The organism is Candidatus Omnitrophota bacterium, from assembly GCA_030688425.1.
Taxonomy (GTDB): Bacteria; Omnitrophota; Gorgyraeia; order Zapsychrales; family JANLHA01; genus JAUYIB01.
Genome location: JAUYIB010000016.1, coordinates 169,331 through 185,098, shown reverse-complemented (window position 1 = coordinate 185,098; position 15,768 = coordinate 169,331). Strand labels below are relative to the sequence as shown.

18 protein-coding genes are annotated in these 15,768 nt (G+C 55.3%); 9 read left to right on the top strand and 9 right to left on the bottom strand.

What is annotated here, in order from left to right; all coding sequences use genetic code 11:
- The first annotated feature begins 8 nt into the window (after positions 1 to 8).
- On the top strand, positions 9 to 272 hold the full coding sequence (rpsT, locus tag Q8Q08_06655; protein ID MDP2653696.1) for a 30S ribosomal protein S20: 264 nt from the start codon (positions 9 to 11) through the stop codon (positions 270 to 272).
- 411 nt (positions 273 to 683) lie between these two features.
- Here rpsT and Q8Q08_06650 read toward each other — a convergent pair whose 3' ends face one another.
- From Q8Q08_06650 to Q8Q08_06615, 8 genes are all read right to left on the bottom strand, one after another.
- A complete protein-coding gene (locus Q8Q08_06650) occupies positions 684 to 1,367 on the bottom strand; it encodes a hypothetical protein (GenBank protein ID MDP2653695.1) in 684 nt (227 codons plus the stop codon).
- 26 nt (positions 1,368 to 1,393) lie between these two features.
- Positions 1,394 to 1,921 carry an LptE family protein gene (locus Q8Q08_06645; GenBank protein MDP2653694.1) on the bottom strand — a complete coding sequence of 176 codons (528 nt, stop codon included), beginning with the start codon at positions 1,919 to 1,921 and terminating at the stop codon, positions 1,394 to 1,396.
- Positions 1,918 to 2,886: an outer membrane protein assembly factor BamD gene (bamD, locus tag Q8Q08_06640; GenBank protein MDP2653693.1), complete on the bottom strand. Its 969-nt coding sequence runs from the start codon at positions 2,884 to 2,886 to the stop codon at positions 1,918 to 1,920. The genes Q8Q08_06645 and bamD overlap by 4 nt, the downstream gene beginning before the upstream one ends.
- 65 nt (positions 2,887 to 2,951) lie before the next feature.
- The gene (locus tag Q8Q08_06635; GenBank protein ID MDP2653692.1) at positions 2,952 to 4,523 is read right to left on the bottom strand and encodes a ComEC/Rec2 family competence protein; all 1,572 of its coding nucleotides are present in this window, start codon (positions 4,521 to 4,523) and stop codon (positions 2,952 to 2,954) included.
- A 134-nt stretch (positions 4,524 to 4,657) separates the two neighbouring features.
- Positions 4,658 to 5,011, bottom strand: coding sequence for a helix-hairpin-helix domain-containing protein (locus Q8Q08_06630; protein MDP2653691.1), 354 nt, complete (start codon positions 5,009 to 5,011; stop codon positions 4,658 to 4,660).
- 68 nt (positions 5,012 to 5,079) lie between these two features.
- Positions 5,080 to 5,748 (bottom strand): transposase, encoded by a 669-nt coding sequence (locus Q8Q08_06625; GenBank protein ID MDP2653690.1) that lies wholly within the window; start codon positions 5,746 to 5,748, stop codon positions 5,080 to 5,082.
- 180 nt (positions 5,749 to 5,928) lie between these two features.
- Complete coding sequence (gene leuS, locus Q8Q08_06620; protein MDP2653689.1) at positions 5,929 to 8,409, bottom strand: leucine--tRNA ligase; 2,481 nt, start codon at positions 8,407 to 8,409, stop codon at positions 5,929 to 5,931.
- A 247-nt stretch (positions 8,410 to 8,656) separates the two neighbouring features.
- Complete coding sequence (locus Q8Q08_06615) at positions 8,657 to 9,139, bottom strand: S-adenosylmethionine decarboxylase (protein ID MDP2653688.1); 483 nt, start codon at positions 9,137 to 9,139, stop codon at positions 8,657 to 8,659.
- Positions 9,140 to 9,759: 620 nt separating this feature from the next.
- On the opposite strand from Q8Q08_06615, the gene thiS reads away from it, so the two are divergent.
- From thiS to thiF, 8 genes are all read left to right on the top strand, one after another.
- The gene (thiS, locus tag Q8Q08_06610; GenBank protein ID MDP2653687.1) at positions 9,760 to 9,960 is read left to right on the top strand and encodes a sulfur carrier protein ThiS; all 201 of its coding nucleotides are present in this window, start codon (positions 9,760 to 9,762) and stop codon (positions 9,958 to 9,960) included.
- Positions 9,961 to 10,224: 264 nt separating this feature from the next.
- Positions 10,225 to 11,028, top strand: coding sequence for a thiazole synthase (locus tag Q8Q08_06605; GenBank protein MDP2653686.1), 804 nt, complete (start codon positions 10,225 to 10,227; stop codon positions 11,026 to 11,028).
- Positions 11,029 to 11,090: 62 nt separating this feature from the next.
- On the top strand, positions 11,091 to 12,107 hold the full coding sequence (gene thiH / locus Q8Q08_06600) for a 2-iminoacetate synthase ThiH (GenBank protein ID MDP2653685.1): 1,017 nt from the start codon (positions 11,091 to 11,093) through the stop codon (positions 12,105 to 12,107).
- Positions 12,108 to 12,285: 178 nt separating this feature from the next.
- On the top strand, positions 12,286 to 13,080 hold the full coding sequence (locus tag Q8Q08_06595) for a hypothetical protein (GenBank protein ID MDP2653684.1): 795 nt from the start codon (positions 12,286 to 12,288) through the stop codon (positions 13,078 to 13,080).
- Between the two features lie 294 nt (positions 13,081 to 13,374).
- Entirely contained in the window at positions 13,375 to 13,620 is a 246-nt protein-coding gene (locus Q8Q08_06590; protein ID MDP2653683.1) for a hypothetical protein, read from the top strand.
- Positions 13,621 to 13,685: 65 nt separating this feature from the next.
- Complete coding sequence (locus Q8Q08_06585) at positions 13,686 to 13,955, top strand: hypothetical protein (GenBank protein MDP2653682.1); 270 nt, start codon at positions 13,686 to 13,688, stop codon at positions 13,953 to 13,955.
- Positions 13,956 to 14,411: a hypothetical protein gene (locus Q8Q08_06580; GenBank protein ID MDP2653681.1), complete on the top strand. Its 456-nt coding sequence runs from the start codon at positions 13,956 to 13,958 to the stop codon at positions 14,409 to 14,411. It abuts the gene before it with no gap.
- A complete protein-coding gene (thiF, locus tag Q8Q08_06575) occupies positions 14,408 to 15,046 on the top strand; it encodes a sulfur carrier protein ThiS adenylyltransferase ThiF (GenBank protein MDP2653680.1) in 639 nt (212 codons plus the stop codon). The genes Q8Q08_06580 and thiF overlap by 4 nt, the downstream gene beginning before the upstream one ends.
- On the opposite strand, the gene Q8Q08_06570 is transcribed toward thiF, so the two are convergent.
- Entirely contained in the window at positions 15,043 to 15,768 is a 726-nt protein-coding gene (locus tag Q8Q08_06570) for a VTT domain-containing protein (protein MDP2653679.1), read from the bottom strand. The two genes, thiF and Q8Q08_06570, sit on opposite strands and share 4 nt — an antisense overlap.

Here is a 15,768-nt window from a genome sequence, read left to right as displayed (position 1 = left end):
GATTCACCGTGCCGCAAAGATCTTCAGCAAAAAAAGAACTGCGCAAGAACCGCACCCGTCACCTTCACAATCTTGACCTCAAGACCGACCTGAAGAAGGCCGTCAAGAAATTCATGGTCTCCGTCGGAAACAAGGGCCAGGACGCCCCCGCGAATCTCCGCGTCGTTTTCAAGAAACTGGACAAGGCCGCGAAGGAGAACATCCTTCACAAGAACACGGCCGCCAGGCGGAAATCAAAGTTTGCCCGTATTCTCGCCAGTGCAGCGAAGTAATCTCACTCACCGAACCACGGGAATTATTCTCATCTCAAAAACCCCGGCCCGGTTCACGTCTCGCCGGGCGTGACAGGCAGGGCTCCTGATTTGTCGCCCTGTCACCCCGCCGCCGCTTCCAAGTAACCCGCTGTTTCAAACTGCGACAATTCTTTTCGTTTAAAACAAATCGGCGGCTCTCCACTAGGGGGGCAAGCCCCCCTTCGGCGTCCCGTTTGCTTTGCTCCGCAAAGCATGACCAACGGGACTGAGCACCCCCCCAGGCGTGGGGAAAGGGTTTCCCCACACCCCTTTCGTGCCATGCTTCGCATGGCACTTTTCGCCGCCGCTTCCAAATAACGCCTTTTTCCGCTCTGCGCTCCTAAAGACAAATTTTCTTAAAAAAACCAACCTTTCCGGTTGGTTTTTTTATTACTTTCGATACCCAGCGAAACCGGTCCCGCTCTGGAACCAAAGCCCGCCGAGCTTCACCACGGCCTCTTCCAGGGCAAACTCGGGCCTCAGCCGGGTGCGCTTGACGTTCAAATCCGTTTCCTGCAGGACCCGCAGGCCTTCCTGATAAACATCCGCCGGGACCAAGGCGCGCTTTTTGCTCCAGAACCAGACCAGGCCGCCCAGGATCTGGACCGGCTTTTCCCCCCGCTCCATGATCTCAAAAAGCAGTTTGAGCGCCTGCGCCGGCTGGCCGGCTTCCATGGCCTTGGTCACGGTGAAAACGTTGATTTCGGGGGCGGTTTGCGTGGCGATGATTTTCGCGTAAGGTTTGAGCCGCTGGACAAAAGGGCTCCCGGGTTCCAGCCGGGACGATTCCAGGATCAGGACCAGGTGCTCGTGCGAAGCGGCGGCAAAGGACGCCAGAATGGCCTGGTTATCTTCCGTCAGCCGGTGGCACTCCTTGAGGAGCACGAGGCGCTTCCTGGCGATGGCCGGCAGGGCGATCAGCGACTGCTTGAGCGTGACGGGGTTGAGCTTGGGGGCGTACAGGATCTCGTAATCGAACGAACGGGCGTCGGGGTCCGGCAGGGTCTCTTTTTTGATCTGGTCAATGCGGGAACTTTTGGCGGCTTCGTCCTCCCCGAGAAAAATATAGATCATCGCGCGGCCTCCTCCGGGGAGAAACGTCACCAGTTCTCGATGGTCCGCTCCACCACGCGCCTGGCCAGGTCCGTGATGGCGTCGTCCACGGCGGCGCTCTCCGACCTGGACTGGGACCCGGTGAGGAAATACGTGGCCTCGCCGGTGAACCCGTTCTCCTCCCAGATCACGGTGTCCGTCTTCGGGTCGGTGAGGGTCAGGTTCATGACGACGTAAACGCGGTATTCCTGGACGTCGTCGTTGTCGGTGTAACGCAGGGCGTTGCGGTCGTATCCCGTCACTTCCCCTGTCAGCACCAGGTCCGCCTTCTCCTTCTCGGCGATGCGCAGGCTGCCGTTAAAAATGAAACGGTCGATGACCGACTTGTGGACCTTGACCTCCAGGAGCGGGAAGTAGGTGCGGCGCCGGCTCTCAGCGGTGAAATCGATGCTGTTCTTGAATTTGTCGACATAGATCGTGCGGAAGCCGGACAGACCCGAGCGGGCGCTGTACCCGCAGCTCAGGGACACCGTGCCCAGGGCCAAAAAAGCGATCGCGATGAAATATCTTTTCATTTCTTTCCGCCGGGAAGGGTGTTGAGGGTCTGGATCTTTTCCAGGGCCTTCTTGGCCCAGCTTGTGTTCTGGTAATCCCGCACGACTTCCGAATAATAGACTTTGGCCGCGTCGAATTTCTTCTGCTTCTCGTAAAAGGCGGCGATCAGAAAATGGTTTTCGGCCTCTTTCTCGCGGAGGTTGTGGATCTCCTTCTTCGCCTTCTCCGAGAGGTCCGCGTCGGGGTAATCCTTGACGAAACTCTTGAATTCCTCGACCGCCGTCCGCGTCACCTTCTGGTCGTATCCGGGGCCGGAGGAACGCTTGGAATCGGACAGCGCGATCTGGTAACGGGCGGCCTTGGCCCATTCGCTCTCGGGATAGTCGTTGATCGTCTTCTCAAACTCGTCGCGGGCCTCCTGGTAAAGCTGTTTTTCCTGGAGGTAAAGCCCGATCTTGTACTGGGCGTGGGCGGCGAAGGGGCCGTACGGGGCGTTCTTGATCACGGTGCGGTACACGTCGATCACGTCGTATCCCCCGCCGGCGATGGTCTGCAGGACCTTGCTCTTTTTCTGCTTTCCTTCCATCAGCTGGTCGCCGATGCTGAACTGCTTCTCGACGATCGCGCCGGCGCGCTCGCTGAACGGGTATTTCTCGATCACGACCTGGTATTCCTTGAAGGCCTGGTAAAGCTGGCCCTGGTCCTCATAGCAAAGCCCGACATAATATTTGGCCTCTGCGGCCTCGCGGGCGCGGGGATAATGCTTGATGAGCTTTTCCATCTCCTCGATCGTTTTTTTATACTCCTTGTCCTTGTAAAATTCCAGCGCGTAGGCAAGCTGGTCCTGGGGGGTGTCCTTGACCGAGTATTTGGGGTTGGTCCACTTGTTGGTCTCGGGCGTCCAGACCCAGAAGGCCTGGGCCGGGACAGAGAACATCAGGACAACGGCGAAAACGATGGCGGTAACGAGGATTTTTCGGGACATGGCGTTAAATAATATTAATATACTTCTGCGTAACTCGGCCAATTTAGCACAGTTATTATCTCTTGTCAATCGGGCACCCCCCCCTTTATGGCCTTCGCCGCCGGTCCTCCGGCCAAGCGCGGCCCGCAGGCCAAAAAACCGATGACTCCATAATAACATACCGCGTGTCCCCAGGAAACTCCCTTCCAATAAAAATACGCCCCCGGGACCCGGTCCGCCAGATCGGCCGCGATGATCATAGCGTTGATGACAACGCTCACGCAGGGGACAAAGGCGTAGAGCAAAAACGGCGCGGCCAGCCCGCAGAACAGCATCCCCATCCCCAGGACAACGAGCGCGCCCATGAGCGGCACGACCAGCAGGTTGGCCGGCATGGTCACCGGCGTCACGATCATGAAGTTGTACGCCACCACCCCGGCGACACCCAGCCAGGCCGCGAACGAGACCGCGACCGCGTCCGTGAGGATTTTCGGCAGATGCCGCCCCCGGACCGACGCCCGGGCCAGCGTTTCCGCGGCCGGCGGATAAAAAACAATGATCGTAAAAACGCTCAAAAACGAAAGCTGAAAGCCCAGATCGAAAACATTCTCCGGATTCCAGAGGCACAGGGCCAGCCCCGACAGCGACAAGGTGTTCAGGCTCATGGTCTCGCGCTCGAACATAAAACTGGCCAGGAACACCGAGGTCATCAGGACCGCCCGCACCACCGACGGCCTGGCCCCGGTCATGACGGCGTAAAACACCAAAAACAGGATCACCAGCAGGTATTGGGCGCGGAACGGGACCGGCAGGAGTTTCAGCAGAAAAAACACGCACGCCGCCACGACCACCACGTGCGAGCCGCTGATCGCCAGGACATGGAGCGTGCCGGTGCGAAAAAATATTTGATTGATCGAATCCGGCAGGGCCAGCCGGTCCCCCAGCAAAAACGCGGTCAGGAGGCCCGCTTCACCGGGAGGAAAATGGTCCTGGATGATCTTTTTCAAACGGCCCGAAGCCCGGATCGCCAGCTCGCGCACAGGATGGCCGTTCCCCCGGGACAACACCCGGCCCTCGGCGGACCGCTTGGCGGAAAACGTCCACTCGATGCCTTGCCGGGAAAGGTATTTGCGGTAGGAAAAACGGACGCGCCCGCGATAGTCGAACGCCCGTTTCAGCCGGCCGTCGACCGCGATGTCATCGCCGTAAGCCGCGTCCGGCTCGCCGTGCCACGTGACCAGGACCCTCCCCGTTGTCCTGGAAAACATCTGCGGGGTCTCGATGCGCCGGACGTCCAGCGTAAAGGTTGTTTTCATGCCGGACGGCGAGGACCGCCTCTGGACTTCCGACACGATCCGACCGGTCAGGGTGACTGTCTCCCCCTGATAATAACGGCCGGTAAACGTAATGTGTTCGCGCGAATAGGCCCTCTGGTTGGCGAGAGAAAATCCTCCGGCGGCGATCAGAAAGAGGCCGAACAGGGCCATCGCGGCGGCCGGGCGGCGCCGCGCCGCGGCCGCGGCAACGAGGGACACCCCGCTCGTCAAGGCCCAGGCCCCCGCCGGAAAACGCAGGAGATCCTGCAGAACGATCCCCAGGATGAATAGAAGAAAAACCCCGGATAAAGGCCCCCAATACAGCGGCTCCGCCTTCCTCATCGTTGAACCCCGTTCTTAATCAAGGGGCTCTGCCCCTCTGACGTCCCCGCGCTTCACTTTCGCGAAGCAAAACGCAGGGACTGTTACCTCGGAGACGTGGGGACGGTCTCCCCGAATCTTTCGCTCGCATTTCATTAATCTTGCGAAAAATTCACCGGGCGCACAAACGGCGCGATGCGCTCAAAGCTCTTCGGCCCGATCCCTTCGACGTTTCGCAGCTCGCCGATCTCGCGGAACGGCCCGTGCTCCTTCCGGTACGCCGCGATCCTCTGCGCGAGCACCCGGCCCACGCGGGGGAGTTTTTCCAGCTGTTCCGCCGAAGCGCTGTTAATGTCCACCCGCCCGTCCATGGACTGCGCGTCGATGAAATGCACCGCCTCCCCGGCCTTCGGGAACATCTTAAAAACCCAATCCAGTCCCGTGCCGCAAAAAATCACCGCGCCGAATACCAGCAAAACCGCCCTCTCCTGCCTCGTCAACCCAATCATCTTCAACCTCCCCCACCTCAACCTCCCGTTTTCAACCCCCCGGGTTGAAAACGGGAGGTTGAACTCCCTCATTCCTTCACCAAATGCTTGATCAGAGCCAATTCCTTTTGATACGGCAAACGTTCCTCTACAAATTTCTGATATGCATTTTTCAACATGCCCCCCAGGTATAACTTTGAACACACACCTTTCTGGATTGTGACTTGTCCCAAATATTCACGGTAAGACGAATACTGCCAACCATCGACCGCCGATACCAAATTAGCAACCGCTGGATTCAAATGAATATACCGAATCAAATGAAGAAGCTGCTCCTCTGTTTCAACCAAGACATTCTTGAAAGGCCCTGTCCAAAGCGGTCCTTGTCGATCGTATTTAAAATTAAAATATTTGGAATAACTATTCAAAATATTGCCCATAAACTGGGCAACGCTCCCGTTTGTCAATGGTTTCAAGACAAGGTGAATATGAGTCGGCATAATACAGAATGCATAAACATCAACAATGCGAAGCTTGCCTTGAAGAACATCCCTAAAGCATTTATCAAAACCGTTTATTTTTACGCAATCTTGACTCCCAAAATGTGCGTAAGAGGGCATCCCTGCATATTGATAGTACCGCATCAAATACCGCATCCTCACAAAGTCTGCCTCGACTTGAAATATTCTAAACCCCGCTATGCTCTTATTGAACACATGATAAATTTCGCCGGCCACAGGGTTTTCTTTTCTTGTCATAGATTCCTCCTAACCCAACCTCCCGATTTCAACCCCCCAGGTTGAGAACGGGAGGTTGATTGCCTGGAAAACACAGACTACGTCCTTATGCGAAGAAAAACTTTTCTGTTAGGGGAAATTAGGAACTACGAGGGGGGATAAATATACTGTTAATCATGTTAACAAATACTACAACGGATGTCAAATCACGATGCTGACGAGCTTGTTGGGCACGACGATGAATTTCTTGATGTCCTTGCCCTGGAGATATTCCTGGATCTTGGCGTCGGCCAGGACGGTCTCGCGCAGGGCGGCCTCCGGGAGATCCGGCGGGACCGTGAACTTGCCGCGCAGCTTGCCGTTGATCTGGACCACGACCTGCACCGACGCTTTTTTCATCGCCGATTCGTCGAACTCCGGCCATTTCACGCGCACGATGCTCTCCTCTGTCCCGCCCATCCTCTGCCACAATTCCTCGCAAATGTGCGGGGTCATGGGCGACAGCAGCAGGACAACGGTCTTCATCGTGCGGTTGAGCAGGGCCTGCCTCACAGGGCTGTCCGCCATCACCGGCAGATATTTCTCGACGGCGTTCATCAGGATCATCAGCTGGCTGATGGCCGTGTTGAACTTGAAGCCCGCGATGTCCTCCGTGGTCTTCTTGATCGCGGCGTTGCGCTCGCGCTCCAGCGCGCGGTCCGCGTCGTCCATCCGGTCCTCGGCGACGCTGTCCGGTGCCGGCTTGCATTTGTCCTCGATCACGTTCCAGATGCGGTTCAGAAATCTCCACGCCCCGTCCATGGCGTTGTCGTTCCATTCGAGCTGGTCCTCCGGCGGAGCGGCGAACAGGATGAACAATCGCAGGGTGTCCGCGCCGTAACGGCTGATGACCGCGTCCGGGTCCACGGTGTTGCCGCGGGACTTGGACATGACCTCGCCGTCCTTGAGCACCATGCCCTGGGTCAAAAGCCGCGTGAACGGCTCGTCCGCCGCGACCAGCCCCAGGTCGCGCAGGAACTTCGTGAAAAACCTTGAATACAAAAGGTGAAGGATCGCGTGCTCGATCCCGCCGATGTATTGGTCCACCGGCATCCAGTAGGCCGCTTCTTTTTTGTCGAAAATTTCTTTATCGTTGCGCGCCGAGGCGTAGCGGAGAAAATACCACGACGAATCGAAGAACGTCGCCATGGTGTCCGTTTCCCGCCGGGCCGTGGCGTTGCATTTCGGGCACGTCGTGTTCACGAACTCCGCGCTCTTGGCCAGCGGGCTTCCGCCCTCGCCGGTGATCTTCACGTTCTCCGGCAGGACCACCGGCAGCTGATTTTCCGGCACAGGAACGATGCCGCATTTCTCGCAATAGATCATCGGGATCGGCGTTCCCCAGTATCTCTGCCGGGAGATCAGCCAGTCGCGCAGGCGCCAGTGCACCGTGACCCGGCCCATATGTTTTTGCTCCATCCATTCGGCGATCTTCTGTTTGGCCGGCTCGTTGTCCTGCCCGTCGAACTGTTTCGAATGGACGAGCCTGCCTTCCCCCTCGTGCGCCTGCGTCATGTCCTTCTCGGTCATGCCGGGATTCTTCGCGTCCTGGATGACGATCCGCAACGGAAGCCCGTGCTCCCTGGCGAACAGGAAATCTCTCTGGTCATGCGTCGGCACCGCCATGATGGCGCCGGTCCCGTATTCCATCAAAACATAATCCCCGACCCAGATCGGGATCTCTTCGCCGTTCACAGGATTGACCGCGTATTCGCCGGTGAAGATGCCGTCCTTGCGCTTGTCCGCCGACACGCGCAAACTCTTGCTCAAATTCCCTACCTTCTCCACAAACGCACGCACCGCTTTTTCCTGTGCCGCGCCTGTGATCAATTTTTCAACCAGCGGATGCTCCGGCGCCAGGACCACATACGTCGCGCCGAAGATCGTGTCGGGCCTTGTGGTGAACACCGGCAGGGTCTCCCCTGTTTTTTTGACCTTGAAATGGATCTCGACCCCGTAGCTCTTGCCGATCCAGTTTTCCTGCATGGCGATCACGCGCTCCGGCCACTCTTTCAGTTTTTTCAAATCCTCCAGGAGCTGTTCCGAATACTGCGTGATCTTCAGATACCACTGCTCCAGGTCTTTTTGCGCGACCTCGGACTTGCAGCGCCAGCACGCGCCGTTGATGACCTCTTCGTTGGCCAGCGTGGTCTCGCACGACGGGCACCAGTTCACGGACGAGGCCTTCTTGTAGGCCAGCCCTTTCTCGAACATCTTGAGGAAGATCCACTGGTTCCAGCGGTAGTATTCTTTGTCGCAGGTGGAAAGTTCGCGGTCCCAGTCATAGGAAAACCCCATGCGCTTGAGCTCCTCGCGCATCTGGTCGATACAGGAATACGTCCACTTGGAAGGATCGGTCTTGTGCTTGATGGCCGCGTTCTCGGCCGGCTGGCCGAAGGCGTCGTAGCCCATCGGGTGCAGGACGCTGTATCCCTGCGCCATCTTGAACCGGGCGATCACGTCCGCGATCGTGTAATTGCGCACGTGCCCCATGTGGATCTTGCCCGACGGGTAAGGGAACATCTCGAGGACGTAATATTTCTTTTTGGCGGGATCCATGGCGGCCTTGAAGACGGACTTCTCCGCCCAGATCTTTTGCCATTTTTCTTCGACGCGAAGGATGTCGTGGGTGGAATAGGGCATGATTTTCAGGAAATCCTAAATCCGAAACACGGAATTCGAAACAAGCTCAAAATTCGAATGATTTAAATTCAAAACGGCAGTGTTTTGAACATTTAAATTTTGAACATTTGTATTTGTTCCGGGTTTCGATATTCAGGTTTGGTATTTGATGTCCCGTTGGTTCGTATTTCGAGTTTCAATAAAACAGGGGAATTTTCCGATGCTACCGGTCCATTCCCCTGGTTGTATTGCCTATCTTAACGCCAAACTATACGGCTATAGCTTCCTTCTTGTGGATGATGATCTCCGGGCTCTTGGATTCGGCCTTCTTGACCGTCACGGTGTGATGGTCGGAGTCCGATTTGTAATAATCCCATCCCCGTTCGATGAACTGGCCGTCGATGCGCTTCGGCGCGAAAAACTTGCGGCAAAGCTCCTTGGCGACCTTCACGTCAAAACTCTTGCAGCAGTACACGTCCACCGAGATGAAGTTCTTCACCGTCAGGGTGTGGATCACGATCGAACTCTCGATCAAAGGGACCCATCCCGACAGCCCGGCCTTGTCCGGGAAAAGCTTGTCATCGCTGCGGAAGATGTTCGGCGGGGCCTGTTTCTCCATCCCCAAGGCCGCCACGCTTTCGTCCAGGAACTTGTAACACAGCGTCAGATCGTCGCACGCGCCCTCTTTGCAACCGTAGAGATCCAATAACAACTGGTATCCGAACGCCTTATTGGTTGCTTCTGTCGTCATTTTATTCCTGTTCCTTGTAAATATTTTAACGTTGGTTGTTTTCGTCCCCGAAACCGGCGGCGCTTAACGTCTCCCCCGGCCTGCCACATGTGATATTAAATGATTGTTATACACCAAAGTATATTCAAAATCTACATTTTTTTCAAATTGGAAAATGGGCCGAAGACGCGCGTTCCCGGCGATTCAGAGAATTTTTGAAAGGATGATTAAACATCGAAAGACAGGAAGAATGTCTGGAACATTCTCGGCGGGAATGTGTTTCATGTCGCGTAAATACAGGCCTTTCCATGGTGGACAACCGCATGACCTCCGTTCCGAAGATCCCTGTTTATCAATCAATTGCAATTATGCTATTTAAAATTACACAAGTCAATGAAATTTCAATTATTTTGATGCCGGCGATAACTTTTCGCCCGCGTCATCCCGCGGAGTGAGGCGACAAAGGTATTTCCGTTAAACATAACCCCCGGCCCCCTCAAGACAGTTGCATTTTTGTCCAATCTGCACTAAAATGGCTGTCGGATTACGGAAAAAATCCCCCTGTTTCTGCTCGTTCAGACTTCCTTTTTCCGCTCCCAATTGCCGACTTTTTGGGAATCGTTCAAACAGTGAGGAAACGCATGAAAATCACAGTCAACGGCCAATGCAGAGAGCTCAACAATCCTACGAACCTTAAGGACATCGTCCATATGTTCTGCAAGGACAGCTCCCGCGTCATTTCCGAGATCAACGGAGAGATCGTGAAGGCCTCCCAGTGGGATAGAACCACGGTGGAAGACGGCGACATCATCGAGCTGGTCAGTTTCGTGGGCGGGGGTTGAATCAGCGATTAGCGGATAGCGTTTAGCGGATAGAAAAAACTTCCATCCAGAAATGGGTGGCCCGGCATTACAATCTTATCTTGAGGAAGGCGCGGGGGCGTCTCAGGCGAGTTCCCTGCCGGCAGGCAGGCGCAGCCCGCAGCTTACCTCAAAACATGTAGAATAAGCTAAGGCGCGAGGACTGTTTGAGCAGGAGCTGCCCCCGCGCCTTCTGACACCCCCGGCGAAAGGCAAGCCGGGACAGGACCCATGAATTTTTCCTCCATGCAAACCACAGAACAAAAATCAGCGCAGATCCAGGACACCCCGCTCACCATCGCGGGCAAGTCCTTCACCAGCCGTTTCCTCCTCGGCACCGGCAAGTTCAAGAGCAAGACCGACCTTGCCGATTCCATCGCCGCTTCAAAGACCGAGATCGTGACCGTGGCCCTCCGCCGCATCGACCTCGAGCGCCACGAAGACAACATCCTCGAATACATCCCGAAAAACGTCACCCTTCTGGTCAACACCTCCGGCGCCCGCAACGCCCAGGAAGCCGTGCGCATCGCCAAACTCGCGCGCGAATCCGGTTGCGGCCACTGGGTCAAGATCGAGGTCATCAACGACAGCAAATACCTTCTGCCTGATAATCAAGAGACCATCAAGGCCACCGAGATCCTCGCCGCCGACGGCTTTGTGGTCATGCCCTACATGTCCCCGGACCTTTACGCCGCGCGCGAGCTCGTCAAGGCCGGTGCCGCCTCGGTGATGCCGCTCGGCTCCCTGATCGGCAGCAACCAGGGGCTCAAGGCCAAAGAATTCATCCGCATCCTCATTGACGAGATCGATATCCCGATCGTCGTGGACGCCGGGATCGGCGCTCCGTCCCAGGCCGCCGAGGCCATGGAGATGGGGGCCGACGCCGTGCTGGCCAACACCGCCGTGGCCACCGCCGGACATCCGGCGCTCCTCGCCCAGGCGTTTGCCATGGCCGTGAAGGCCGGCCGCCTCGGATATTTGAGCAAACTTCCCGCGCAGAAAACGATCGCCGACGCGTCTTCGCCGCTGACGGGATTTTTATACGAATAAAAGTTCCCAACCACCCTGTTACCAACCCCCGGGGTTGGCAACAGGTTTAATCCACGCAAGTTATGATCACTCTGAAGGAAATCAAAGACATCCTTTCCAACCCCGACCCGCGGCAGACGGAGAAGCTCGCGCAGAAATCCGCACAGCTCACGCGCCAGTATTTCGGCCGGGCCGTCTCGCTCTACGCGCCGGTCTATCTGTCCAACTATTGCAGCAGCCACTGCACCTACTGCGGCTACCACAGCCACCACCGCATCAAGCGCGTCAAACTCAACCCCGATGAGATGCACCTCGAAATGGCGGCTGTGGCCAAGACCGGCATCGAGAACATCCTCCTGTTGACCGGCGAATCCTACAACGTCACGCCCACCTCCTATTTAAAGGAAGCCGTGTCCGCGGCCAAACAGCATTTCGCATCGATCGCCCTGGAAGTCCATCCCATGGAAGCAGAGGAATACAAAGACCTTTACCTGCACGGCGTTGACGGCATCACCGTGTATCAGGAAACTTACGACCGCGACCGGTATCAGGAAGTCCACCTCTCCGGGAAAAAAGCGGATTACGAATACCGTTACGCCACGCCCGAGCGCGCCGCGCAAGGCGGCATCCGGCACCTCTCTATGGGGATTTTGCTGGGCTTGTCGGACGTGGCTGAAGACCTCCTCGCCCTCTACCGCCACCTGCGTTATATGGAGAAGGCGTATCCGGGCGTTGAATACAGCGTGTCGTTTCCCAGACTGCGCAAAATCAAAGGCCGGGAATTCGCGGTCTGCGACGTTGACGACGTCACGTTCATCAAGATCATCTGCCTCACGCGCCTTTTGTTCCCGCGCGCCGGCATCAACCTCTCCACCCGCGAAGACGCCCGCATGCGCGACCACGCCCTGGAGATCGGCGTCACCAAGATTTCCGCCGGCTCCAATACCGCCGTCGGCGGCTATACTTTAAAATCACCCGAAGACCAGGACCCCCAGTTCGACATCGAGGACAAACGCAGCGTGGCCGAAATCGTGGACATGCTAAAAACCCGCCACTTCGACCCCGTGTTCACGGATTGGAGGGCGATTGGGAATGGGTGAGTAGAGTTTTTGTAAAGGGGCACACGGACACAAGTACGCACGTACGCAGGACGGCGCGGACGGTTCTGGTGAAAGGGGTTGGAAATAAAGAGGCGATTTAGAAGCGTTCTGGGGAAGCTCGCTGCTTCGCGTTAAAGCGGGGTTAGCTCAGACTGACCCCTTCTCGTTAGGAGCAATTATGAAAAATAATATATCAAATAACCAGATTTATTTCCCCCCGTTAGGAATAAAGTTTATTAAGCATTCATTAAGGAGGGGGGTTGTTTTAATAATCTTGCAAATTCTAGCTTACGGAATAACCATTTCCTTCCCTATCATTACATCCGCTTCTGTCCCAAATGAAAAATTCCAGAGGGGCACGACAACGATAGAAACTGCTAATTGTGATCAATCAATCACTACAGTGCTTAACGCAATCGCTGCAAAGGAAGGAATTTACTTTGAGCGAATTTTTGGCCAATATCGGATGGGACAGCTTTTGATTTTTATGAATAGGAATAGCAAGGAACTAAGTTTTAGCGAAGCCGAAAATATTCCCAAAGAAATCTTGGGGGTCATAAAAGAAACATATCCACTAGTTTCTGGCGAAGTCGAATTAATTGGTAAAAACGACGCTTGGGATTTTATAAAAATTAATTTTTCTAATGGGCGAATGGTTAAACAAAATATTGCGCCGGATCGGAATATTATCGATGAGAGAGTTCGAGCCCGAAGTTTGCCGCCAGAAGAAAAGTTTGGGTTAAGTGAGGACCAGCGGAAAATGTTTGTAACCGAGCGTAGTAAATTAAGTGCCTGGGCAGATAATGAAGCTATTAAGAAATATCCTAATCCATGGGATGATAACCAGCGAGAATATGGGGACCAGCTTTTTTATCTTAAATATTCCGAATTATTAAAGAAATACCGATTAACGGAAGATCAAGCTAGAGATATATTGTTAAACGAAGCCACTCAAAAGGGATGGGGTGAATAGCATATATCAGCGGGTGGGAAAGCAGGGGGAAGTCCCTAAAAAGGGATAGGGCAGTTAACTGAAGGGGTGAGATACCCCCGCTTTAACGGACACCAAAAATCGGATACAATAACCGATAGGAGGTGTCTGATGAGTAAACGAGGCCGATATTCAAAAGACTTCAAAACCGAAGAATTCCAAGGACACACGACGCAACCTGAATTCTTGACTTGGTATCGTTCAACGGTTATGCCAGCTGCGTCTTTATCCCAAAGGAGAACAATAAATTCGATTTTTTTTCTATAGGAAATTTGGATGAAAAATATATATAATCTCAAAGTCGGAAATCAGGTTGTTTCTGTGGGAAAATTTCCAAATATTCCACTAAGGAGTTTTGGTGTGATAAAGAAAATCCAAAATGAAAAAATATGGGTAGAGTTTGATGGGCGAGGTATTATTTTTGCCGGAACTCTTACTTGTCCGTATGTTAAGGCGGATAATTTTAGGTACGCTATACTACAAGCACAAAAACACCATCGGGGGACACACGACGTAACTTGAATTCTTGACTTGTGACCTGTGTCCGTGCGTACTTGTGCTCCTTTTACTCTTAATTTAACAAACCCATGTCCAAAGAATTCCTCTACTGGGGCATTGTTCCGGCGTGGATCGCGGTCTTCGGGATCGCGGTGTCGGTGTCTTTGTTGCGAAAAAAGCCGGAGTTCTGGCACGGGGGGCTGGCAGGGGCGGTGATCGGCGGGCATCTTTGGGCGCTCTGGTGTTTGAAACGGATCTTCATCGACAACACCTATCCGACCTATGTCCCCCACGTCGTGATCGGCACGGCATGGACCCTGACGCTGTTCCAGTTCTTCTACACGAAAAAGAGGCCGTAAATGATTTCCCTTATCGCCCTGCTGTGTTCCTCGCTCCTTCTGCCCCTGGCGATCAGCGCGCCCAACGAGGAGACGCTCCCCGACTCCGCGGTCCTGGAGATCCAGGCGTATGGGTTGACGGAAACTGATGACAGCCACATGCTGTCGCAGGATCCGGAAAAGGAGATCCGGATATTCCTCATCCCGGCCGGCGTGACGTTCGAGGCCGCTCCGGACGCGGAAGCGTTGCGGCAGGCGGCGGTCAGCCACACCAGCACCAGCCCGGAAGGCCGCGCGCTCCTGCTGGCGAAATCCGGTTCTTACAAGATTTGCGCCGCGGCCAAGCCCTACGGCAAAGACGCCGCGGCCGACATCATCGCCTGCGAGGACATTGAGCTCCTCCCGATCGTCAAGACCTCTTTGCAGTTGATCCACACGATGCGGGGGGACAAACTTTATTTCGGTAATCTGAAATGAACCCCGGATCCCTGACAAAAACTTACAACGCCTTCGAACAGGGCCTGCTCCGCTACCTCACGACGGACCAGCTCAAGGCCATCCAGTCCGTCAAGGTCGGCATCGGCGGGGCCGGAGGGCTGGGCTCGAACTGCGCGATGATCCTGGTGCGTTCCGGCTTCACGCGGCTGGAGATCCTGGACCAGGACTTGATCGACGCGTCGAACCTGAACCGCCAGCATTACTACCTGGAGGAGATCGGCCACCCGAAAGTCGAGATCCTGAAGGAGCGGCTTCTCGCCATCAATCCGGACGCGGACATCACCATCCATCAGGTCCACTGGAACACGCAGACCGGGAATCTCTATTTCAAGGATTGTGATTACGTCGTGGAGGCGTTCGACCAGGCGGAATGGAAATACAAGCTCGTGGATTACTATCACGACAAGGTGAAACACGTCGTCAGTGGGATCGGCATGGCGGGGCTGATGGAGAAAAAACCCATGACCATCAAGACCGTGGGCAACATCACCATCATCGGCGACCGCTGCACGGACACGGCGCATGGCCACCCGCCCATGGCGCCGAGGGTCACCGCCTGCGCGGCCATGATGGCGGAGATCGTCCTGGACCTGGCGCTGGGGATAAAAATTTAGGCGGACCGGCGGGCCTTCCTCGCAAGAACCACATTCCTCACCACCGCGATCACACTCACCACGATCACAAACAGCATGTAAACGCAGCTGCCCAGGAACACCTCCGGCTTGCTCTGGAAATACTCTATCATCGCGGCCAGGTCCTTGAGGGCGAGCGTCCCCACCCCGGCCAGGATATACTGCAGCCAGAAAATCCTCGGCGGCGAGGAGAACAGCGCGACGAGGAAATATTTCTTGAAGGAAATCTTTGTCAGCCCGTAGGCCAGATCGAGAAAGCGGTAAGGGACCAGCGGATTGATGCGCAGGGTGAAGACGTTGAACCAGCCTACCTCTTTTTTCGTCTTCTCGATGTCGCCGGACTTGACCTTCATCCTCTCTTCCACGAACCCGCGCCCGAGCTTGCGGCTCATATAAAAAAGGAAGACCAGGCTGATCAATTCCGCAATGGTGACGAAGACCGTGCTGATGTAAGGCCCGTAGAGCAGGGCTCCGGAAATCCGGAACACGTCCTTCGGCCCCAGCCAGATCAGCAGGGTGAGCCCCACGTAAAACAGGATATAAACGATCCCCGAAAGCCAGAGCGGATACTGCAAAAGCTGGACCTTGAGCCGCTCCACGTCCATCTCCAGGGACCGCCCCACCCCCACGAGTCCGACCAGGAGCAAAATGAACAGGATGAAGCGGACCGTCTGACTGTCGAGGACTTTCTTAAAATCTGCCAT